This window comes from Micromonospora sp. NPDC005413, from assembly GCF_040606435.1.
Classification (GTDB): Bacteria; Actinomycetota; Actinomycetes; order Mycobacteriales; family Micromonosporaceae; genus Micromonospora.
Genome location: NZ_JBEXEV010000026.1, coordinates 83,791 through 104,756, shown reverse-complemented (window position 1 = coordinate 104,756; position 20,966 = coordinate 83,791). Strand labels below are relative to the sequence as shown.

The window sequence follows — 20,966 nt, the reverse complement described above, 5'->3', positions numbered from 1 at the left end:
GCGCGCCCGCCGCGCGCCCGCCGCGCGCCCGCCGCGCGCCCGCCGCGCGCCCGCCGCGCGCCCGCCGCGCGCCCGCCGCGCGCCCGCCGCGCCCCCGCGGCCCCCGCGGCCCCTGCGGCCCCCGCGGCCCCCGCGCAAGATCGTGCTCGAACCAGGAAGTAGTGGCATGGAAGCCCGGCCGAGGCCACTACATCCAGGATCGAGCACGATCTTGCGGGCGGCGGGCGGCGGGCGGCGGGCGGCGGGTGCGGGCGCCGGGCGACGGCGGGGTGCAGGCGGCGGGGTGCGGGCGGCGGGTGCGGGCGCCGGGCGACGGCGGGGTGCACGCGGCAGGGTGCGGGCGACGGCGGGGTGCGGGCGGCGGGGCACGGGCGGCGCGACGTCAGGCGAGGGTGGGGGCCGGGGCGGGGGACGCCGGGGTAGTCGTTATACGGCCGTCCTGTTCGGCGCTGAGCAGTCTGCGCAGGGAGAGCGCGACCAGCGAGGCGACCAGGCAGCCGCCGACCACCGTCGCCACCCAGACCTTGCCGTTGGCGGCGCCGATGAGGGGCCCGGCGGTCACCGGACCGATCACACCGCTGATTCCGAAGATCATCGAACTCATCGCGTTGTAGCGGCCGCGTAGCTCGTCCGTGGCCAGCGCGTTGGTCAGCGCGGGCATCACCGGCGAGAGCATCGTCTCGCCGAAGCCGAAGATCGCCGAGCAGGCCACCACGCAGAGGGCGGCCATCAGGGCGTTTTCCCCGCTGACGAGGCCGGCCGCGCCGAGGACCAACCAGGCGGCGGCGAACACCGCGCCCACCACGGCCAGTGCCCGGGTGCGGCTACGCCCCTCGATCCGGCGGATCACCAGGAGCTGCGCGAGCACGATCATCACGGTGTTGGCCGCGAGCGCCCACGCCACCACTCGGGGGTTCACCTCGACCACCCGCACCGCGTACGCGGCGAAGCCCACCTCGATCTGCGCGTACCCGCAGGTGGTGAGGATCAGCCCGAAGATCACCAGCCGGCGGAACGGGCGGTCGCGGAGCACGGTCAGGTAGCCGCCGGGCGACGGTTCGTCGACGCCTCGACGGTTGCCGAGCCGGTGGCCCACGCCGGGCAGCGTGAGCAGGATCAGCGCCGGCAGCAGGTAGGTCACCGCGTCCAGCAGGTAGATCGCCTGGAAGGTGCCGGGCCGGGCGGTGTCGACGATCGCGCCGGAGGTCATGCCACCGATGCCGATGCCGAGGTTGAGCAGGGCGAAGTTCAGCCCGAAGACACGTTGCCGTTCGTCGTCGTCGGTCAGCGACGCGAGGATCGTGTTCTGCCCGGACCAGATCGCCGAGCTGCCGATGGCGATCACCGTCATCACCAGCAGGGCCGACCCGGTCGAGTGGACCAGCCCGAGTGAACCGGTGCCGACCGCCTCGATCAGCAGGCAGGGCAGCACCACACGGCGGGCGCCGATCCGGTCGATCAGCGTCCCGCCCAGCGGGGACAGGGCCAGGGTGACCGCCCCGTACCAGCCGATCACCAGCCCGGCGCGGGTGTCGGTGAGCCCGCGTACGTCGGTCAGGTAGATGAACAGGAACGGCAGGGTCATGCCGCGCCCGATCGCCGACAGCAGGGTGCCGATGAGGATCCGGCGAGCTTCCGACCGGCGGGGCAGGGCACGACGCAGCATGTGCGGCATTCTGTTCGCCGGGTGTGACACCGCGCCAACCGTTTTGGCGGTGCCCCGCTACGGCCGAAACCGGCGGGTGACCAATTCCACGATGATCCACTCGGCCTCACGACGGTCCGACGGTGTCCGCCGGGTCTGCGATGCTGGCCCGATGACCGGCACCTGGCGACACCTGCCCGCTACCGCCCGCGCCATCGCGGTGACCGCCACCGCGGCCGTCGCCGCCGCCCAGGCCCGCGACGGCCAGGCGTACGACGACGCGGTCGGCGGGCTTGCCGCGGACGAGCGTTCCGGCCTGGTGCTCGGCGCGGTGGTCCGGTTGCTGCTGGAGGAGAGCCATCCGGACGGGCTGACCGGCGACGACATCCGCCAGGTGCTGACCCGTTGCGTGCAGGACGCGACGCGGTGGCGTTCGGACGTGGACCCGCACGTGGTGCTGGTCCTGCTGGCCGGCGCACTGGGGGTGTACGACCCCGAGGGTGACGAGTCGCGCCCGGACGCGTCCGCCCTGGCCCGGCACGCCCCGCTGCTCGTGGCCGACCTGTTGGCGGCGACCAGCATGTCGTTGGACGACTACCTGGCCGCCGCGTTCGCCGAGATCGAGCGCACCGAACGACAGGACTGACGCGCGTCAGGCGGGGTCGGGAATTCGCTGCGCCACGACCTCCAGGTACTCCGCCGGGATCCGGACTGTGGCATCGGTGGCGCGGTTGTGCGTACGGGCCAGCTCCACCAGGTCGGCGTGCAGTTGCGGTTGCCGCTCCTCGGGCAGCGCCTCGAACGCCTTCAATGTCGGCCCGTAGTTGGCCCGGAAGAAGTCGGCGAACTCCTCCGGAGTGCCGAAGCGGAAGACGAACTCCCTGCGTACCGCCCGCAGTTCACCCACGGCCGCGCCGAGCAGCTCGCGGACCCGGGCCTCGTCGCCCCACTGGACCGGCGGGCGCAGCCCCGCTGGCGGCGGCACGTGCCGACCCACCGTGCGGAACAGGTCGCCGATGAACCCCTGCGGCGTCCACGACGCCAGCGCCACCGTGCCACCGGGCCGGCAGACCCGGACCAGCTCGGCCGCCGCCCGCTCCTGATCGGGCGCGAACATCACGCCGACGACGGAGAGCACCGCGTCGAAGGAGCCGTCGGCGTACGCCAGGCGCTCCGCGTCACCGGTCACGAAGGTGACCGGGAGTCGTTCCGCCGCAGCCCGCGCGTGGCCCCGTTCCAACAGTTCGGGTACGTAGTCGACGCCGGTCACGACGCAGCCGCAGCGGGCGGCGGCGATGGCGGCGTTGCCGGAGCCGGTCGCCACGTCCAGCACGCGGGCGCCGGCCGACAGGTCGGCCTCGGTCACCAGCAACTCGGAGATCGGGTGGATGAGCGCGGCGACCGCGCCGTAGTCGCCGCTGGCCCAGGTCACCTGCTGGCGTGCCTTCACGGCGCTGAAATCGAGTGCGGTGGTCATCGGTGGTCCCCCTCGGACGGTTGTGGTGCCATCGACGCTAGGTGTCGCGGCACCCCGGGGGATCGGCAGAAACACCTATGTTGGCGGTAGCAGCCCCTGCCGGCGGGCCGTCGCGGCCGCATGGCCCCGGCTGGGCACCGCGAGCTTGCCCAGCACCGCGGACACGTGGTGGTCGACGGTTCGCGGGGAGAGCGACAACCGGGCGGCGATCTCGGCGTTGCTCAGCCCGTCGGCGAGCAGGGCGAGCACCTCCCGTTGTCGCGCGGTCAGGCCCGTCGGGTGCGCGGCCGTCGCCGGTCGCGGCCCCCTCGGCACCCGGGCCATTCCGCGTCCGCGTAGGTCGGCGCGGACCCGTCGGGCCACGGCCACCGCGCCCAGGCCGTCCAGGAACCGCAGCGCCTCGCCGGCCGCCGGGTCGTCGCCGCAGGCCAGCGCTTCCGCCCGGGAGTACGCGCAACCGAGCTGCTGCCACTCCTCGGCCGCGCCGGCCCAGTCGCCCTCGATCAGCCGCCGGTACGGCGAGGCCAGCGCGCCGGTGTCTCCGACCGGCTCGCCGCCCCGCCACAGCCAGTACGCCAGCTCCCCGGCGAACCAGGGCTGGCACGCCTCGACCGCGAGCCGGTACGCACGCCGCAGCTCGGCGACGGCCGGCCCTGGCTCGCCGGCCAGCCAGTGCCGTTCCGCCAACGCCGCCGCGACCGGCACCACGAACTGGAGTTCCCGGCTCTGCACCGCCCAGCGCGCCGCCGTGTCGAGGTGCGTGGTCGGTTCGTCTCGGCGGGCACCGAGCCGGCCCAGCGCGACCAGGGCCGGGACGAGGCTCCCGCCTGGTTGGGCGGTGCCAGCCAACGCCTGTTCGGCGTCGGAGCGCGCGCCGGGCCAGTCGCCGGTGGCCAACCGCAGTCGGGCCCGGTAGCCCAGCAGGTGCCGGGCGTACCCGTCGAGGTCCCGGCTGGTGGTAAACCGCAGTGACCGGTCCAGGGCCTCGGCGGCCGGCGTGACCCGATGCCACTCCACCGCCATGGTGGCCATGTTGACCAACGCGCGCGCCGCGTGGTCGTCGAGGTGGTGTGCGACGGCCAGCGCGTACCCACGTTCCAGCTCGATGAGGCCGGCGACGTCCCCGCCCTGGAGGCGCGCCGAGCCGACGTTGACCAGGGCGTGTGCCTCGGTCTCCACGTCACCGAGCCGGCGGGCCAGCTCCCGGGCCCGGTCACCCCAGCCGATGGCCTGGCGGTTGTCGTCGGCGAGCATGAGCAGCTGCGACATGTTGCTGTAGGCCATCGCCAACTGCGTACCGGGAGGCGTGGACTCCAGCACCTGGACCGCTCGGGTGCCCGCCGCCCTGGCTGCCGGGCTGTCCCCGGTCCACCAGCACAGCCGGGACACCCAGCGCAGGTTCTCGCCGATCCGCAGCGGGTCGCCGTCGGCCTCCCGCAGGGCCAGCGCGTCCCGGCGGGCGTCCAGCGCCTGCGCGGCCCGCCCGGCCAGGTACGCCGCCGTCGCGTACGCCTCCAGCAGCTCCGCCCGGCGCGGTGTGGGCAGGTCAGCGGCGTGCGGAAGTGCGAGAGCGTAGTGGTCCGCCGCCTGCCGGTGGGCGCCCGCCCGGCTGGCCCGCTCGGCCGCCACGGGCGCCCAGCGCAGCACGGCCTCCGGATCGTCGGCGTGATGCGCGTGGTGCACCAGCCGGGCGGCGTCCACGTCCGCGCGTGGCGTGAGCCGGGCCAGTACCGCGGCATGAAGCGCCACCCGACGCACCGGGGACAGCGACTCGCGTACCGCCCGACCCAGCAGCTCGTGCCGGAACGCCACCGCGTTGCCGACCGGCACCAGCACGCCCCGGTCCAGGCATTCCTGCACGGCGGCCGGCGGGTGATCGTCGAGCAGGTACGGCTCGGCCCGGGACGGGACCACCGAAACCAGGGCCGCGACCTCCCGGGCCGGCGCCGGCAGCGCGGCCAGCCGGGCCAGCACCAGATCGCGTACGGTCGGCGGCACGCCCGCGCCGGCCGCGGCCAGCACCTCGGTGACCAGCAACGGGTTGCCGCCGGTGGCCTGGTACAACCCGTCCGGGGCGCGGCCGGCGGCGTGGGCCAGCGCCGCGACCGCGTCGGTCGACAGCGCCGGCAGTGGCAGCCGGCGGACCAGCGGACGGGGCAGGCTCGCGAGCACGGCGTTCAGCGGATGCTCCGCCCCGACCTCGTCGTCGCGCAGGGTCAGCACGAGCAGCGCCGGGTGACGGGCCAGCCGCCTCCCCAGGTACGCGATCAGGTCCAGGGTGGCCCCGTCCGCCCAGTGCGCGTCCTCCACCACCAGCACCGTCCGGCGGCCCGGCCGCGGATCGGTCAGCTCGTCGAGGAGCGCGTCGAACACGGCACCCCGGCGTTCGGCCTCCGCCACCGCGTGCAGCGCGGTCAGTCGGTCCGCGAGCACCCCGCCCACCTGACGGGCGACGTCGTGCAGCGGGCCGAGCGCCCGAGGTGTCAGCAACGGGTCGCAGCTGCCCCAGAGCACCCTGGCCCTGGCCGTGGCGGCGAATGCGCCGACCAGGGCGGACTTGCCGGCACCCGCCTCGCCCGCGACGAGCGCGATCGCGCCGCCGGGGGAGGCCAGCAGCCCGTCCAGGGTGGCGAGCGCGTCCGCGCGCTCCAGCAGCTCCATCGAGGTCGATGCTAGTCAGCGGGTACTGCTCAGACATCAGCCGCGACGGCGGCATCCGCACGTTTTGGCAGCCAGAAGTGCTGGTCTCCCGTCGGCCGAAGCGTCACTCCTGCCGGGCCGGCGCACTGCTGATCGCTGCACTACTGTGCCCGGGATGAGCGCTGACGGCTGGCTCGCCGACACCCGGGCGTCCTACGACACGGTGGCGGAGAGCTATGCCGACCTGCTGCGTGAGGCACTCGCTGATGCGCCGTACGAACGGGCAGTCCTGGCGTTGTTCGCCGAACTGGCCCGGACCAGCGGCGGCGGACCCGTCGCCGACATCGGTTGCGGACCGGGACGGATCACCGCGTACCTCCAGGGCCTCGGTGTCGACGTCGTCGGTGTCGATCTGTCTCCCGCAATGATCGACATCGCCCGGCGCAACCATCCCGGACTGCGGTTCGAGGTGGGCTCCATGACGGACCTCGACCTCGCCGACTCCTCCGTTGCCGGCATTCTGGCCTGGTTCTCACTCATCCACATTCCCGACGACGAGGTGCCCGCGGTCCTGGCACATTTTCATCGGGTGCTGCGTCCCCATGCCATCCTGCTGCTCGCCTTCCACGTCGGCGACGAGCATCGGTTGAAGACGCAGGGCTACGGCGGTCACCCGATGAACGTGTACGTGCACCGCCGCCCGCCCGACCGGGTCGCAGCCTGGCTCACTGACGCAGGGTTCACCGTCGAGGCCCAGATGCTGCACCGCCCGGATGAAAGCAGGCATGGGGCGTTTCTCTTCGCACGCCGACGGCCCTAGCTGGGAACCATCGCGGCTCTCCGGGCCCGCCGCCTGGTTCGCAAAACGCTTGAGGGCACATCCATCGATCGGATGTGCCCTCTTGCCTCTGGTCGGGGTGGCCGGATTCGAACCGACGACCTCTTCGTCCCGAATTACGTCCGGTCACTCGATGGACCTCAGGTTCCCGCAGTACGTGCAGGTCAAGCCGTTGGTGTGCGTCAGTCTAGACGCGGCGCAGACGCCACGTCTTTCTAGATCATCTCCCAAGTCTCTCCCCACATCGTAAAAACCTTGCAAGCTGGAGCGTCACGTCGAATGCCATGGCTGGCCACTCTGAACACGGCTGTGGCGCTGTACCTGTCTACGCGGTGCTCGTGGCGGTGCGGCAGAGGCACCCAGTCGACGGGGGACGTCATCATGAGCAAGTGCTGTACAACTACTCCATCGACTGGGGCTCAGTGCCTGACTGGTTGGCCGGGATCGGCACCGTAGGCACTCTCGCTTTCTTCGGGATCCAGCTACGCAACGAGAAGCGCCGCCACCGTGCGGAGGAACAGCGGAGGGTGGACGAGGCGCGGGACCGAGAGGCATCTCAGGCACGCCTTGTTGCGTCACGGGCAGCGTGGGAGTACGGGTCGTCCAGCGGGTACGCAGCCCGGGTCACCGTGCGGAACGACTCCCCGTCCCCGATTACTGACGTGCAGGTCCAGCTCATGAGCCGGGGAGATCAACCGCCAAGCGCCGACCTTTGGGAGACCGCAGAGGGACTACCGCAGTCAGTGATTGATGCAGGTGGATCAACCGAATTTAGGCTGGTTCCACCCCATCAGCCTCCAGCACCCAGGGACGGTATGGACGCGGCGGCTTACGACGCGCCCAGAAAGCTGTTCGTACCCTGCGTCGTGTTCACGGACGCCGTCGGCCTTCGTTGGACCCGCACCGAGAGCGAGCAGCCGCGCCGCCTTGTTGCGGACTAGGCGTGCGGACCCGGAAGGGGTAGACCCTCACACGCTTTCGAGGTCTGCGACATGGCAGCCAGCCAAGGCCAGCACGGTCTGCCACCAGCACCCGAAGGGTCTCGCGTACCTCAACAGACGAAGCTGAACCAGCACGAATGAGACCGGAAATGAGACCATTGCCCCATAGGGCGCTGCAGGGCCGGTCAGCCAAAGCCTCGCGATGTTGCGTCCCAGGCGACCCCCCTCGGGGGTTTGTTTGTCAATGCACCTGTGATTCAAGCCCGCAATCGGCCGCATAGACACGCTGAGGTCGCTACTAATGCGCCTGTCGGGTACCCGACAGATGGAGTTTACCCCTGGGGTTGAGCGAGCGGTCCAAGAGCAGTGTAGTAGCAGGCAAAGCATGGCGGGCATCTAGCGGAGCTAGACGCGGCAACCACCAGAATTCCGGAGATGTGAGGGAAGTGGCGAAGCTACTAGAGGCGAAGGTTTCCGGGCTTGCTGGCAGGCCGGGTGCCGTTCACGTGGTATTCGAGTCGGATCTAAATGTCTTCTGGGGAATGAACGGATCGGGAAAAACCTCATTCCTGAAGATTCTCCATAGTGCTCTAACGGGTCACACTGGCATTATTGCAAGGGTTCCATTCCGCTCCGCAGAGGTAACCTTTGAACAACAGGGGAGAACTATTACGCGTTCGGTTAGGAAAGCTTTTCGACAAAGCGACCTAACGGTGGATGAACAAGAGTTCTGGGAGTATATGGAGCAGGAGAAAGTGTCCGAGGAAGAGAAGAGAGCATTCTTAGCCGAGATTACGCGGAAGCTCCAGTGGACCACCGCTCCGGATGCCAAAGTTGACCGCTCTTTCCCGCACGGATATCTACCAATTTCAAGGATGACTGACCTCGCACACTCAAGCTACCGGCACGGCGTTCCCCCTCGTGAGGCAACTGGGCTTCTAAACGAGACGCTCATTGATGAGGAGTTCGCCCGACAGACGACAGCTCTCTGGCGAGACTACAGCAATACGGCCCTCATCCGTATCAGACAGGCCCAAGAACAAGGTCTGGCTGAGGTCCTTTCCGCCATTCTTAGCGGTGAACGATCCCGGTCTCGCTCAAGAGCTGTTATTCCCAGCGACATTGCGTACGGGCTGGTGACCTCCTTCTTCAAGGGCCAACGAATCTCTCCGCAGCTTGCCTCGCAGGACAAGTTTTCTGAGAACTACGAGCGGAATACTCTACTGCAGGACGTCGTAACTCGAATCGCCGAAGTTGAACACTCGATCACAGTCGCACAGGAACCTCAGCAACGTTTGATGGAGATGTTCGCCGAGCTATTTCCTCAAAACAAGAGCTTGATGCTAGACCCCAGACAGGGCGTCGGAGTGAAGATCGGTGATGAACGCATCCCGCTCGAATCTCTTTCCAGTGGAGAGAAGCAGATCGTCCGACTACTGCTTGAATGCCTTGCCGCCCGCTCTAATGCGATTATAATTGATGAACCGGAGCTGTCGCTCCATGTTGATTGGCAGCACCGACTTGTATCGTTTATGCACCTCATCAATCCGGACGCCCAGCTAATATTGGCGACACATTCGCCGGAGGTAATGGCGAACGTAGCTAACGAGAAGGTGTTCGAACTTTGAACCGGAAGCTTTCTTACACCCCAGGGGCTTTTGCAAAACGCGTTCGGATGTCCAAAGAGACGGCCTTGTTTATCATCGTAGAGGGGCGAGATTTCGACACCCCCTTCTACGAAGGTGTCGCCAAGTCAAGTGATTACGTAAACCAGAAGGGTTACCAGGTATGGCTTATAGAACAGATCACTAGGCGCGTCGGAGTCGCTGGCGAATCTAAGACCGCAGGAGGCAAGGCCGCACTCATTGCCGTCTACGATCAATACAAGCAGTCCAACTCGCTGTCCGTGATCAATTCTACTGGACGGCGCTCAATCGCCTTTTGCGCAGACCGAGACGTTGACGAGGTCTCGAAATCGCTACGCCGATCACGCCACGTTATTTACACGCCTCTGGCTGACGCCGAGGCATGTGCTTACATCTACGGCGATTTCGCCCGGGCGATTGGGCGAGCGGCGTCGCTGGACAAAGAGAGTGCTAAAGCCTTCGCGGAACAGAACGCAGACTGGACGACTGAATTTGCACGGCTTTGGAAGGACTGGATCGAGTTGTGTTGCCTTGCCGCAGCACACCGCGCTTTCTGCCATGTAGGGACTTCCAAACTTTCCGCCGTGAATGAAGGGGCCTTCGGTCCTTTAATAAAGGCCGAGGTAGCCCGAGCGAAGCGCGTAATACTCCTGAAGTCCCAGGTCCATGCAGCAGAACATGCCGCCCTGGAGCAGAAGGTGAAGGACCGCCTGCGCCGTATTTACGGCGCTGGCAAAGCACGGCGACTCCTAGGAAAGCACTGGATACTTGCGTACCTGCTACACCTCCTCTCAAGGCAATTCGGCGAAGACCCTGTAACATTAACCAACTTCAAGCACCGTGCACCAATTGCATTTCTGGACGCTCTCGATTTCGATGCTAGTTGGGCAACTTACTATCGACGAAAGTTCGAAGCCCTCGTCTAAGCATTCGCGCGTTCCGCTATGCTCGGCCACTGCTCGGGTGCGGTGCGACCGCCTTCGGTGCCCCCGGCCTTGTAGGCGGCCCGACCACAGGCGCGCGGATTTCGACCCGGGCGTGCTGACAGCATTGGGCACGGACGTGGCACGACTTTCCAACGCCGCACCTGCTCGACGGGGCGTTTCACAGAGGTGCGGCGGAGGGCACCGGTCGACGCCGGACCTCATCATGAGCAGATGTTGTGCAACTACTCCATCGACTGAGGCCAGTGCCTGACTGGTTGGCCTGGATCGGCACCGTAGGCAGTCTCGCTGTCGCAGGGCGTTTGGCCTGTTCAGCGAACGGTGGGTCAGGAAAGTGAACAGGGGTGAGCTGCGGACCAAGGCAGAGTCGCGTATGGACGGTAGAATCACCGCCGTGTCTACCGATAGGTCATCTATTGAGGCAGTTGCGATCTTCCGGAACATTCGCCTGAAGCTCGGCGATCTCCGCATTCTCGAAAGCGCACTCAGTCACAGGGACTTAACCTGGTCCTGTGCGGACCACAAAACCGTGGCTATGCGCGGTTCGAAGAAAGATCCGGTCGACGGAGATTACCAACTTACGGTTCGGCACGAAACGGAAGCCTTAAATGATCTAGTAACCTCCGCCCCAAAGGGTCGTATTTTTGAATTCTCGTTAGAGGCAAAGGACGCAAGCTCTGCGATCGAGATGAGGTTAGGCAATCCTCGCTCTAGGCATCTAATTTTAGAGTTCAGCGGCATCGCGTTAGACCGCTCATTCGAGACGGTCTTCAAGGTTCTAAAGCGAGCAGAGAAGCGGTCCCAGTACCTCTTCTTGATCGGCGTGCTTTGTGGTCCTACTGCCGCCATCATGGTTCCACTGACGATATTCGATGAAGTGAGCAACGTGGGGATCTTCTACGATGCCACCGGGTCGCCTCATAACTTATCCGCTGCGGCGGGCTTAGCCGGCATATCACTCCTATTCTTACTTCCCATCAGCTTTGGCGTATGGTCCTGGGCGACGTCAGCGTGTGTTCAATTGAAGCCCCGTTTGAATACGGCGTCCCTCGCTGCCAACACACGTGCCGCCTTCAGGCACCCTTTTAGTAAGATTAGGAACCTATACAAGGCAGATAGATCCTCTGAACAGAAAATGCTCTTTGCTACCGTCACCTCGATGCTTGTCGCGTTTGGGAGTCTGATCGTCGCCCTGCTCGCGTGGGTGTTCCCAAGGAGCTAGTTGCTGCGCCGCGCGGATGAGAAGCAGGCCAGCTATTAGTCACTTGCCTGACTAATCAGTGCGGCTGCTATCTCGCCCATGCTGGTGACCACCGCGTCCGCCCCGGCGAGCCGGAACACGTCAACCTTTGACGGCCGATTCGCGTAGCCAATCACCGCGACTTCGGCGGCCCGCGACCCCTCGATGTCCGACAGCGAGTCACCGACCAGAACGCACCGGGCGGGCAACTGACCGAGGGCACGCACAGCTTGCAGGATCGGTTCCGGATTGGGCTTCATGCGGTTCGGGTCGGCGTACGCCCGGCCGACCACCGGCGAGACGTACCCGGCGAGCCTGTGTGCTGCCAGGTATGCGGTTACCGCCCCGGCCGAGTTGTTGCTGACCGCCGCCACCGGCAGCCCTGATTGCCGGGCAGCCACGATGACCTCCCGCCCGTAAGGGGTCGGTTCAGCAGTCTCGACGGCTTGGCGTTCGGCCGCGCAGAGTGCATCTTCTACCGCCCGCGTCATGCCTTGGTCGCCAAGCGCAGCGGTACGGCGCAGCACTTCGAGCGGGTCCCGCTCGCTGGCAAGGTCCATCGGCACGTCAACGCCTCGCCGCATCAGGAGGTCAACTAGCTCAGAGGCAACGTGCGGGGCCGGGTACCCGGCGAAGATGCTGCACACCGGCCCGTCGAAGTCGAGCAGCACCGCGCCGACCCTGCCGAGCAGTCGGCCAAGGTCGGCGCTCATCCGTCGTACCGGTAGGCGATGGTCGACCACACCGAGTCGAACCACTGGCGGGAAGCCTCCACGAACTGCGTGCCGTCGGACGTGTCGTCATCAGTCACGGCGTAGTGGAAAAGCGGCACGTCCTTGCCCATCAAGTCATAGATCGCCATCGGCTCACCCTTGATCGTTACGGTGCGCTCAACGGCCGGGTAGAAGCCGAAGAAGACCTCTTCCCCGTTCAGCATGTAGAGCTTGAACAGGGGCGATGCACGATGCATCCGCACTTCTACCGTGGCCGATCGAACTAGACCGAGGTCGCCCAACTCCGCTACCTGGTCAATGATCCCGTCCGCCGCCCGGCGCGTGATGCGCTCGGCCCGCTCGCGCACCGCCGGATCATCCGCCTGCGTCTCGGCGCGCGCCGGCAGCGCCATGGGCGCAGCCATGTCGGAGATCAGCACCCGCACCGCGATCGTCTCCGGTGCGAGCCGGCCGACCCGCACCTTGTCGAGCGCCTCGGCGAGCGCGTCCCGCAGCGTCTCGCCTGAGAACCCCGCGAAGTCGATGGTGACGTGAGGGCGTTCGAACGCCGCTTCGATGTGCGGTCGCAACTCCACCGCCCGCTGCGTCTGCGCGCGTACAAACGCGCCACTCCCCTGCCTGGAAATGATCAGTCGCTCGGCTCGTAGCAGCTCAAGCGCCCGCTTGACGGTCTCTCTGGCCACGCCGTATCGGGCCGCGAGATCGGGTTGTGACGGCAGTTTGTCGCCCGGGGCTAGCCGCCTCGTGAGGATCGCGGCCCGCAGCTTGTTCGCGATTTGCTGCGACGCCTGTTTTGGGTCGTCGGGGTCGAGTTCGCCAAGGAAGTCAAGGTTCTCGCTCACGGGGTCAGCCTAGCTCTGGCTAGCCAAGTTAGGGAAGTTCCGGCTCAACCCTTGACTTGGCTAGCCATGACGCCCTAGCGTCATCCGTGTTCACACCTGGCTAGCCAGGTAGGACAAGCTGGCGAATCCTCAGCCGGCGGAGGCGGCCTCGGCTGTACCGCTCGTGAATCTGTAGACCGCCGTGGCACATGGCTCCGATTGAGAACTTCACAGAGGTCCGGGACGCAGGGAGATCCGTCTTCCTCATTGGTCCCGATGCATGCGACCTAGGGGTAGCTGCGGGTGTCAGCCGTTGACGTGTCCGGCTGCAAGACGTGTCCGCTCGCTCGCTCAACCAAGGGTCGCCGGCCGTGCCTGCGTGGCACGACCCCGATGTCCGCCGGGGAAGCGCCGCTGACTGCGCCGCGCTTCCCGGATTTCCCACCCTCATTCGAGCTGGAAGAGGTGAGCCGTTCATGTCCGTCAGCATCGCCGCCGCCGTGCGGATTACGACCAAGAGCAGCGCCGTGTGGCGCAACTGCCGCGTGTGCGGCTCCCTCGTCCCGCTGGCCCCTGACCAGGACTGCTGCCGCTCATGCGGCGAGTCCACCACCGCCCGCCGCCGCCCGGTAGCCGGCAAGCGTCGTTCCGGAAGGAACTCCAAGTGAGCCACGACCTTCACACGGACCCGCAGGGTCCGAGCCTCGATGACCTGGCCGCGATCGAGCGGGAGATGCCGCTGATCGACGCCGAGGTGCTGTTGCTCGACGCGCAGATCACGATCTTGTGCGCCGACCCTGCTCCGTCTGATCTGGACTGGCAGCGGGTACGTCGGGCGCGGCGGCAGGTGATGCGGGAAGCGCGGTCGCTGCTGGCCGCTCGCGCGGCGACCGGCCGTGGTGCGCGGGTGGCCTGATGCCTCGCATCCGCGCCGCCTTTCATGACCCGGACGGCGCGCGGTTCGGCATCCCTACGTACTGGTGGAAGGGTGCCCCGCCCGGTTACGCCACCCGCCGTCAACTGACCGCCGCTGGCCTGCGCCCCGGTGGTCAACCCGTCGCCGCTCAGGTGCTCTGGCGCGGCGTGGGCGGCACCCGCACCGCGTACCTGTACCGGGTCGACCTGGCCGCGCCGAAGCGCACCGCGACCCCCGCGCAGCGCACCGCGATTGGCAAGGCGCTCACGGCCCGCCGCACCTGCCGCACCTGCCGCCAGGTGCGGCCCTACTTCATCCCGCGCTCGCTCGGCGAGTGCCTGACCTGCTCCCCGCGCTACTAAAGGAGTCCCGGTGAGCACACGCAAGAACCACCGCGCCGTCATGGCCGAACTGATCCTGCTAGCCAACCCGACCGCCGTCTCCGTCCATACCCCCGACGTGTCCCTGTCGGTCACCTTCGACAGCATTGCCGAACTCAAGTCGTGGCTGCACCTGGCCGGGCTCAACGACCCGGACATGCTGGTCGGTGAGCACCAGGGCACCACCGACGACGGCCGACCGTACCGGTCGATGAACGCCTACCCGACGTGGCACGGCTGGGAGTTCTACGCCACTGCCCGCGAGTACATCGACAGCGGCACAACCCTCGCCCCGGCGACCGCCGATCAGCTCGCCGCGCTGGCGGTGGCCTGATGACCGACCGGACCTTTACTCACCCGTCCGTGCTGGCCGGCATTGCCGCCGGGGCGGGCTGGGCCGATCCGACCATGAACCCCGCCGACATCGACTGGACTGCCCGCCGGGCCGCCGCCGCAATCCCGTTCCCCCTCGTCGACTGCCGACCCGTCAACCCGTACGCACCAACCGGCATTCGGTACGGCCGCAACGAGTTGGGCCACTGGGGCGAGGCGCAGTGCGCCGACGCGATCGTCATCGCCACCGACGCCAACGGCACCCGCTGGCTACTGATGATCGAACGCGACGACGACCACGGATGGGCGCTGCCCGGCGGTCACGTCGACCCCGGCGAGGACCCCACCGCCGCCGCGTTCCGCGAGTTGGCCGAGGAAACCGGCCTGACCGCCGACCCCAAGGCCCCGTGGGTGAAGACGCTGCCGGTCCGCTACGTGCCCGACCCCCGCGCCTCCGACGAGGCATGGATGGTCACCACCCCGGTCCGCATCAACCTCGGCCACGGGTGGCGCGGCCTGCCCGACGTGACCGGCAGCGACGACGCTCGCCGCGCCGCCTGGGTCCGGGCCGCCTCCTATCAGGGACTCAGCAAGTACCTGCGCCACTACCTCGACGGCGACGTGTTCGCCGCCCACCGCGACCTGCTCGCCGACGTCCTCGACCACTGACCAGGAGGTCAACCGACATGACTGCCCCCGCCAGCATCCACCCCCGCAGCATCGACGACCTGTACCCCGGCGCGTTGGCTCTGACCGACCAGCTCGGCGAGCTGCCCAGCCGAAACCGGCTGATGAAGGAATTCAAGATCGGTGTCCCGAAGGCAATCGAGCTTCGTGAGCGGCTGATCGCTGGTACCGACCGCCCGACCGAGGTGGACACCACCGCGCCGCCGGTGGACCCGATGGACTACGCCGACCCGATCGGACCGCAGCCGGCCATCACCGACGAGGAGATGCGGGAGGCGGTAGCCGCAGCTCAGGTACGCGTAAACGGACACCCAGGTCAGGCTGAGGACGATGAGCAGGACCGGCCGCGCCGCAGGTGGTTCCGCCGCCGCCCGGCTGCCGAGAAGTCGCCGCAGGTCCCGGCGGACGGACACCCGGGTCCGAAGATCACGCCCGCCCCGGCCCCGGCCGACGCCGCACAACTCAAATCGCTCAAGCGCATCCGGTGGGCGGTCCGCCTCGTGCTCGCTCTCGGCGTGGCCGCTTCCATCGCCGGCAACGTGCTGCACGCCCGAGACAGCCTCATCAGTCAGGTCATTTCCGCGTGGTCCCCGCTGGCGCTGTTGCTGACCATCGAACTCATCTCCCGAGTCCCGGTGCACTCCCGCCGCCTCGCGATCGGCCGGTGGGCCGCTACCGCCCTCATCGCCGGCATCGCCGCGTGGGTTTCCTACTGGCACATGGCCGCCGTCGCTGCCCGCTACGGCGAAACCAACGGAGCCCAGTACCTGCTGCCGCTGTCCGTCGATGGCCTCGTGGTCGTCGCCTCCATCTGCCTGGTGGAGCTGGGTGGGCGGATCGCCGCCAACATCCGCAGATAGCGCCGCCCGGCGGCACGGCCCCTGGCTCGCAACCTGTGCCGTGCCGCCGGTCTCACCCCATCCGTCTTGCAGACATCAGGGAGAGAACATCCATGATCCCCCGCTGCGCGGCTGCCGCGCACTCCCGAACCGTCCTTCTGTCCTGCGGAAGGCACTACGCCACGTTGTGGGGCAACGCGCCCCGGCCCACTGCCTGCGCCGACTGCTCACCCCCGGCCCGTAGCGGGCGCTGACCGCCCTCGTCGCCACCGGCTCATCACCCGGTGGCGCGCGGAGGCAGCCAGACCCGCTGGCCGCCGGAAGGGAACACCCGTCATGGGCAGCAAGCGCAACGTCGCATCCGGCAACGACCGCGTTGACGTTCAGGTCGGCCAGGTCATCGGCCGACGCGACACCGGCAAGGCCCCGAAGGCCACCCCGCCGGCCGACACCACCCCGGGCCGGACCGAGAACATCCGCTCCGGTAACGCCACGGTGGGCCGGCAGGTCGATGAGATCCGGGGCGGCTTCAACATCCGCTGGTAACCCCTGCCCGGCGGCGCGGCCTCACGGCCTCGACAACCCGGTCGCGCCGCCGCCCCTCACCCCTCAACCCCTTCGGACCTCGGGAGAGACCAGCCATGTTCGCAGACCCCACCGGCGCGCGGGTCGCAGCGTTCGCCGCTGTGTTCGTCGCCCTCTATGTCGCTCACCAGGTGGGCGACCACTGGATCCAGACGCAGCATCAAGCCGACTGCAAGGGCCAGCCCGGCTGGCCCGGCCGCATCGCCTGCGCCGCGCACGTCGCTACCTACACCGCGACAGCCCTGCTTGCGTTGGTGTTTCTGGTCGCCGGTACCGGGCTGCGGCTCGACCCGTGGGCCGTCGGCGTAGGGCTCACCGTCTCAGCGGTATCGCACTACATCGCTGACCGGCGCACCCCGCTCAAGCGCATCGCTGACGCGCTCGGATCGGGCCGCTTCCACGCGCTCGGCATCCCCCGGCCCGGTCACGACGACAACCCCTCGTTGGGCACCGGCGCGTACGCCCTGGATCAGTCCTGGCACGTCGCGTTCCTGTTCGTCTCCGCGCTGCTTATCGCGGCCTGACCACCCCCGCCCTCACCGGCCCGGCCGCTCAATCGGTCCGGTGGGGTGCGGAGGTTGCCAGACCCGCTGGCAGCACGGCAAGGAGGAATCCCCGTGGCGATGTCGTCCTGCTCCACCTGCGGCAAGGGCTTCAAGAGCGTTTCCGTCGACAGCACCGGCACCCTCGCGATCTGCACTGCCGGGCACTACAACTTCGACGCCGGTAGCCGCTCCGACAACGGATCGATCAAGACCGGCAGCGTCAAGGTCAAGGGTCAGTCGGCGATCGGCAACGGCGCGACCGCGATCGGCCGCAAGGGCAAGAAGGGCCGCTGATGCCGGCCCGCTGCCCTGGCTGCGGGTGCCTGCACGCCTACTCCGGAGGCATTCCCGGACGCGGCTGCCTCTCCTGCGGCTGCGCCTGCTCACCGATCAACGGCGGTAAGACGTGCCGCTGCTGCGGCGCGACCGACAGCTAGCCCTGCCCGGCGGCGCGGCCTCACGGCCTCGACAACCCGGCCGCGCCGCCGGCCCCCTACCGATCTCCCGACCGTTGGAGGAACCCCCATCATGACCAGCGATCCCATCACCAACCCCACCGACCCGCCCCCGGACGACAAGGCTGCCCGGATCGTGGATCTGGCGCAGCGGCGCGCGGACCGGGCCGCCGCCGCTCAGGGCTTGTCCGCCGCCGACGCGACGGACGCCGAAACCGTCACCCCCGACCCGGTCGTGGTGGGCGGGCCGGTCGACCCGCCGGAGCGCCGCCCCGACCTGGCCGAGGTGCTGGACCGGCGGTCCGGGCCGGTACTGCCGGTGTGGCTGACCGACTCCTACCAGCGTCGCGACATGCTGCGCCGCGCGGTGGGCGCGGCCGGGTACCACGTCGGCACCCACGTGGTGCTGTCGCCGGTCTACGCCGGCAAGGTCGCCTGGTACGCCCCGCAGGGCGCGGCGCGGCTGTTCTCACGGGTGCTGGGCTGGACCAGCGCCGAAACGGGCAACTGGCACCTGCGCCAGGACGCGGCGAACCGCAACGACCCGAAGACGTGGCTGGACCTGGACCGGCACCGGATGCGGCAAGCGTCGTGGCGGTGGTGGGTCACCGGCGCCGCAACCCTCACCACCGGCGGCGGCGGGATGTTGCTCGCCGCTGACGTGACGCCGTGGTCGGTGAAGCTGGCTGTCCTGGCCGCTGGCCTGGTCGGGTTGGCCCGCTACGGCCGACCGCTGGATAAGCCGATCCTGGCCCGCACGGTGGTGCGCCCGATCTACCGCAAGCTCACCGCGGAGCTGACCCGCAAGGGCATCATGGCCACCGGTCTGGTCAAGCGGCCCGAAGAAATCGTGTTCCCCGCCGGGGTGGGGGAGATCCGCCGGGACGGCCCTGGCTACCTGGCGATCGTGGATTTGCCCGATGGGGTGATCGCGGTCGACGTGGTGGAGGAACGGCCCAAGCTTGCCGGTGGGCTGCGCCTGCCGATGGATCAGGTGTGGCCGGACGTCATGCCCCGCGAGCACCCCTCACGGCTCGCGCTGTGGGTGGCCGACCGTCCGGTGTCGGCCATGAAGCAACCCCCGTGGCCGCTGCTGCGCGGTGGGCAGACGGACTACTTCAAGCCGTTCGTCTACGGGTTCGACCCGCGCATGCGTCCGGTTGAGTACCGGATGGACGAGCGGAACAGCCTGTTCGCCGGGTTCCCCGGGTCGGGCAAGAGCTTGTCGGCGCGGGTGGTGCTCGCCGGCATGGCCCTCGACCCCCTAGCCCAGTTCGCCGTTTTCGACCTGGCCGGGCGCGGGGACTTCGACGCGTTCGAGCCGCTGTGCCCGCCGGACCTGTTCGGGTCGGGTGCGGACGAGGACACCAAGGCCAACGCGTACCGGATGCTGATGTGGCTGCTCAAGGAGTGCGACGTGCGCGGCCCGCGTATCAAGCACTACGCCACGCAGGGCATGAACAGCGAGAACAAGCTGAACAGGGCCATCGCGGCGAAGGACGCGCGGCTGCGCCCGATCGTCGCCGCCATCGACGAGGTACAGGAGCTGATCACCGATCCGGAGATCGGGAAGTCGGCCACGGCCGCGATGACCAGCATCGTCAAGCGCGGTCGGGCGCTGGGCATTCACCTCGTGCTGATGACCCAGCGCATCGACAACCAGTCACTACCCAAGGGCGTCACGTCGAACATCGCCCTGCGGACGTGCCTGGCCGTCCCGTCGCACGTCGAGACGGATCTGGCGTTGGGCACGGGCGCGTACCGCCAGGGTGCCCGGCCGACACAGTTCGAGATCGGTGTCGACGCCGGGTGGGGCGTGCGGGTGGGCTACGGGCAGATGTCCGCCGTCCGCGCCGCGTACCTCGACCGGGCCGCCGTGGAGAAGATCTGCCAGCGGGGTGTGACCCTGCGCGGCGGCACCACCGGCCCGGCCGACCTGCCGGCTACGCGGGACGTGCTCGACGACTTGCGGGCCGTGTGGGTGCCGGCCGAGCGTGGGCAGCACTGGGACACCCTGGCCGGCAGGTTGGCCGACCGGTTCCCGGAGGCGTACTCGGCCGTCACTCCGGAGGCGCTGTCGGCGCTCGTGCGCGGCAAGGGCGTGGAGTCACGCAACGTGAAGTCCGGCGGGTCGACCCGCAAGGGCACGTACCTCGCGGACCTCACCGCCGCCGCGCAACAGCGCGAGGGCGACGCCGGCTGACGCCGGTAGCGGGGGCGGGTAGCGGGCCGATGAGGGGTAGCGGCACCGCTACCCGGGCCGCTACCCGCCCCACCAGCACCGATCTTCACCGGTAGCGGTAGCGGCGCACCTCGCCTACCGCCGGTAACCCCCTGTTTGGAGCATCCAATGACCTTCACCGTGGCCGCTACCAGCACAAACACGCCCGGAATGTCCGCAGTCTGGTTCGCCGGATTTGCCCTGATTGTTGCTGTCGGTTACGCCGGAGCGTGCTACGTCAAGCCGTTCACGGCCTGTAACCGATGCAAGGGCACCGGTGCCGCCCCGCCGCCGATGTGGCGGCGGGTGCTGCGGCGCACGGCCAGTCCCCGTGCGCTGCGCGGTCGGCACGACTGCCGCCGCTGCGCCGGCACCGGTCTGCGGCTGCGGATCGGTCGGCGCGTGGTCAACCACTTCCGCCGGCTACGCCGGCACGCGGGCCGATGAACCGCCGCGCCGCCGGGCATACCGAGTGGTGCGGCATGGATCACCGCTGCAACCTCGGGGAGCACCGATCCGACGAGATCGTGGTCGACGTCGCCGGGCGCTCCCGCGCCGTGCTGGTGCGGGTGCGCACCGCCTCCGGGCGGGAGCACGCCGAGGTGCGCGTCAGGGTCGCGCTCGCTCCGGGCGAGGTGGCCGCGCGCCGTCAGTTGGTCGGGCTGCTCGGTGACCTGCGCCAGGCCGTGACCCGCGCCGCAATCGCCGGACATCCCCGGCCGAGGAGGGCCGCGTGATGAGCGCCTACCGTGACCGGCCCTCGATGCGCGACGCGCCGCTGTCCGGGCTGGAAATCTGGCTCGCCGGCACCCCGACCGAACTCGACGCTGCCATACGCGCCCTGACTGCCGCCGGGCGTATCGCCTGGCAGGGACCACGCCGACCAATGACCGGCCCCGATGCCGGTCGCGCCCGGATGTACGTGCGGCTAAGCGTCGCCCCGACCCGGCGGACGAACCGCCCCGCCCGACCCGACACCAATGAGGGCGCGACGGTGCTCACGTTCCCGGACCGGCGACAGCACGCCAGCTAACCCAAGACCTGATCGGCGCGCTCCGCGCGCTCACCTTCCGGTGGCC

At 68.6% G+C, this 20,966-nt stretch carries 21 protein-coding genes; 16 read left to right on the top strand and 5 right to left on the bottom strand.

The window, feature by feature from the left end:
* Positions 1 to 382: 382 nt before the first annotated feature.
* Positions 383 to 1,666, bottom strand: a complete 1,284-nt coding sequence (locus ABZS37_RS23880) for an MFS transporter (RefSeq protein WP_355172300.1) — start codon at positions 1,664 to 1,666, stop codon at positions 383 to 385.
* 151 nt (positions 1,667 to 1,817) lie between these two features.
* Between ABZS37_RS23880 and ABZS37_RS23875 the strand changes: the two genes are divergently transcribed.
* Entirely contained in the window at positions 1,818 to 2,291 is a 474-nt protein-coding gene (locus ABZS37_RS23875; RefSeq protein WP_354994637.1) for a hypothetical protein, read from the top strand.
* Between the two features lie 6 nt (positions 2,292 to 2,297).
* Here the strand turns inward: ABZS37_RS23875 and ABZS37_RS23870 are convergent, their stop codons facing one another.
* Both ABZS37_RS23870 and ABZS37_RS23865 read right to left on the bottom strand, forming a co-directional pair.
* Positions 2,298 to 3,122, bottom strand: a complete 825-nt coding sequence (locus tag ABZS37_RS23870) for a class I SAM-dependent methyltransferase (RefSeq protein ID WP_355172298.1) — start codon at positions 3,120 to 3,122, stop codon at positions 2,298 to 2,300.
* Positions 3,123 to 3,197: 75 nt separating this feature from the next.
* Positions 3,198 to 5,783, bottom strand: coding sequence for an AAA family ATPase (locus ABZS37_RS23865; protein WP_355172296.1), 2,586 nt, complete (start codon positions 5,781 to 5,783; stop codon positions 3,198 to 3,200).
* Between the two features lie 154 nt (positions 5,784 to 5,937).
* Between ABZS37_RS23865 and ABZS37_RS23860 the strand changes: the two genes are divergently transcribed.
* From ABZS37_RS23860 to ABZS37_RS23850, 3 genes are all read left to right on the top strand, one after another.
* Positions 5,938 to 6,582 (top strand): class I SAM-dependent methyltransferase, encoded by a 645-nt coding sequence (locus tag ABZS37_RS23860; RefSeq protein WP_355172294.1) that lies wholly within the window; start codon positions 5,938 to 5,940, stop codon positions 6,580 to 6,582.
* 1,396 nt (positions 6,583 to 7,978) lie between these two features.
* The gene (locus tag ABZS37_RS23855; RefSeq protein ID WP_355172292.1) at positions 7,979 to 9,169 is read left to right on the top strand and encodes an ATP-binding protein; all 1,191 of its coding nucleotides are present in this window, start codon (positions 7,979 to 7,981) and stop codon (positions 9,167 to 9,169) included.
* On the top strand, positions 9,166 to 10,113 hold the full coding sequence (locus ABZS37_RS23850) for a hypothetical protein (protein WP_355172290.1): 948 nt from the start codon (positions 9,166 to 9,168) through the stop codon (positions 10,111 to 10,113). The genes ABZS37_RS23855 and ABZS37_RS23850 overlap by 4 nt, the downstream gene beginning before the upstream one ends.
* 1,275 nt (positions 10,114 to 11,388) lie before the next feature.
* On the opposite strand, the gene ABZS37_RS23845 is transcribed toward ABZS37_RS23850, so the two are convergent.
* Both ABZS37_RS23845 and ABZS37_RS23840 read right to left on the bottom strand, forming a co-directional pair.
* Complete coding sequence (locus ABZS37_RS23845; RefSeq protein WP_355172288.1) at positions 11,389 to 12,084, bottom strand: HAD family phosphatase; 696 nt, start codon at positions 12,082 to 12,084, stop codon at positions 11,389 to 11,391.
* A complete protein-coding gene (locus tag ABZS37_RS23840; protein WP_203148190.1) occupies positions 12,081 to 12,947 on the bottom strand; it encodes a GntR family transcriptional regulator in 867 nt (288 codons plus the stop codon). The genes ABZS37_RS23845 and ABZS37_RS23840 overlap by 4 nt, the downstream gene beginning before the upstream one ends.
* A 643-nt stretch (positions 12,948 to 13,590) precedes the next feature.
* Here ABZS37_RS23840 and ABZS37_RS23835 point away from each other — a divergent pair.
* The 12 genes from ABZS37_RS23835 (at position 13,591) to ABZS37_RS23780 (ending at position 20,920) form a co-directional block, all read left to right on the top strand.
* The gene (locus tag ABZS37_RS23835) at positions 13,591 to 13,842 is read left to right on the top strand and encodes a DUF6284 family protein (RefSeq protein ID WP_355172285.1); all 252 of its coding nucleotides are present in this window, start codon (positions 13,591 to 13,593) and stop codon (positions 13,840 to 13,842) included.
* Complete coding sequence (locus ABZS37_RS23830; protein ID WP_355172283.1) at positions 13,842 to 14,204, top strand: RRQRL motif-containing zinc-binding protein; 363 nt, start codon at positions 13,842 to 13,844, stop codon at positions 14,202 to 14,204. Before ABZS37_RS23835 ends, ABZS37_RS23830 begins: the two co-directional genes overlap by 1 nt.
* A gap of 40 nt (positions 14,205 to 14,244) precedes the next feature.
* Positions 14,245 to 14,556, top strand: coding sequence for a hypothetical protein (locus tag ABZS37_RS23825; protein WP_355172310.1), 312 nt, complete (start codon positions 14,245 to 14,247; stop codon positions 14,554 to 14,556).
* Positions 14,556 to 15,224, top strand: a complete 669-nt coding sequence (locus ABZS37_RS23820; protein WP_355172281.1) for an NUDIX domain-containing protein — start codon at positions 14,556 to 14,558, stop codon at positions 15,222 to 15,224. Before ABZS37_RS23825 ends, ABZS37_RS23820 begins: the two co-directional genes overlap by 1 nt.
* 17 nt (positions 15,225 to 15,241) lie before the next feature.
* On the top strand, positions 15,242 to 16,102 hold the full coding sequence (locus tag ABZS37_RS23815; RefSeq protein ID WP_355172279.1) for a DUF2637 domain-containing protein: 861 nt from the start codon (positions 15,242 to 15,244) through the stop codon (positions 16,100 to 16,102).
* A gap of 315 nt (positions 16,103 to 16,417) precedes the next feature.
* Positions 16,418 to 16,627, top strand: coding sequence for a hypothetical protein (locus ABZS37_RS23810; RefSeq protein ID WP_355172277.1), 210 nt, complete (start codon positions 16,418 to 16,420; stop codon positions 16,625 to 16,627).
* A 95-nt stretch (positions 16,628 to 16,722) separates the two neighbouring features.
* Positions 16,723 to 17,190 (top strand): DUF3307 domain-containing protein, encoded by a 468-nt coding sequence (locus ABZS37_RS23805; RefSeq protein ID WP_355172275.1) that lies wholly within the window; start codon positions 16,723 to 16,725, stop codon positions 17,188 to 17,190.
* Positions 17,191 to 17,283: 93 nt separating this feature from the next.
* A complete protein-coding gene (locus tag ABZS37_RS23800; RefSeq protein WP_355172273.1) occupies positions 17,284 to 17,505 on the top strand; it encodes a hypothetical protein in 222 nt (73 codons plus the stop codon).
* A gap of 234 nt (positions 17,506 to 17,739) precedes the next feature.
* Positions 17,740 to 19,869, top strand: a complete 2,130-nt coding sequence (locus tag ABZS37_RS23795) for an FtsK/SpoIIIE domain-containing protein (RefSeq protein WP_355172271.1) — start codon at positions 17,740 to 17,742, stop codon at positions 19,867 to 19,869.
* A 147-nt stretch (positions 19,870 to 20,016) separates the two neighbouring features.
* A complete protein-coding gene (locus ABZS37_RS23790; protein WP_355172269.1) occupies positions 20,017 to 20,334 on the top strand; it encodes a hypothetical protein in 318 nt (105 codons plus the stop codon).
* The gene (locus ABZS37_RS23785; protein WP_355172267.1) at positions 20,331 to 20,624 is read left to right on the top strand and encodes a hypothetical protein; all 294 of its coding nucleotides are present in this window, start codon (positions 20,331 to 20,333) and stop codon (positions 20,622 to 20,624) included. The genes ABZS37_RS23790 and ABZS37_RS23785 overlap by 4 nt, the downstream gene beginning before the upstream one ends.
* On the top strand, positions 20,624 to 20,920 hold the full coding sequence (locus ABZS37_RS23780; RefSeq protein WP_355172265.1) for a hypothetical protein: 297 nt from the start codon (positions 20,624 to 20,626) through the stop codon (positions 20,918 to 20,920). Before ABZS37_RS23785 ends, ABZS37_RS23780 begins: the two co-directional genes overlap by 1 nt.
* The last annotated feature ends 46 nt before the right edge of the window (positions 20,921 to 20,966 follow it).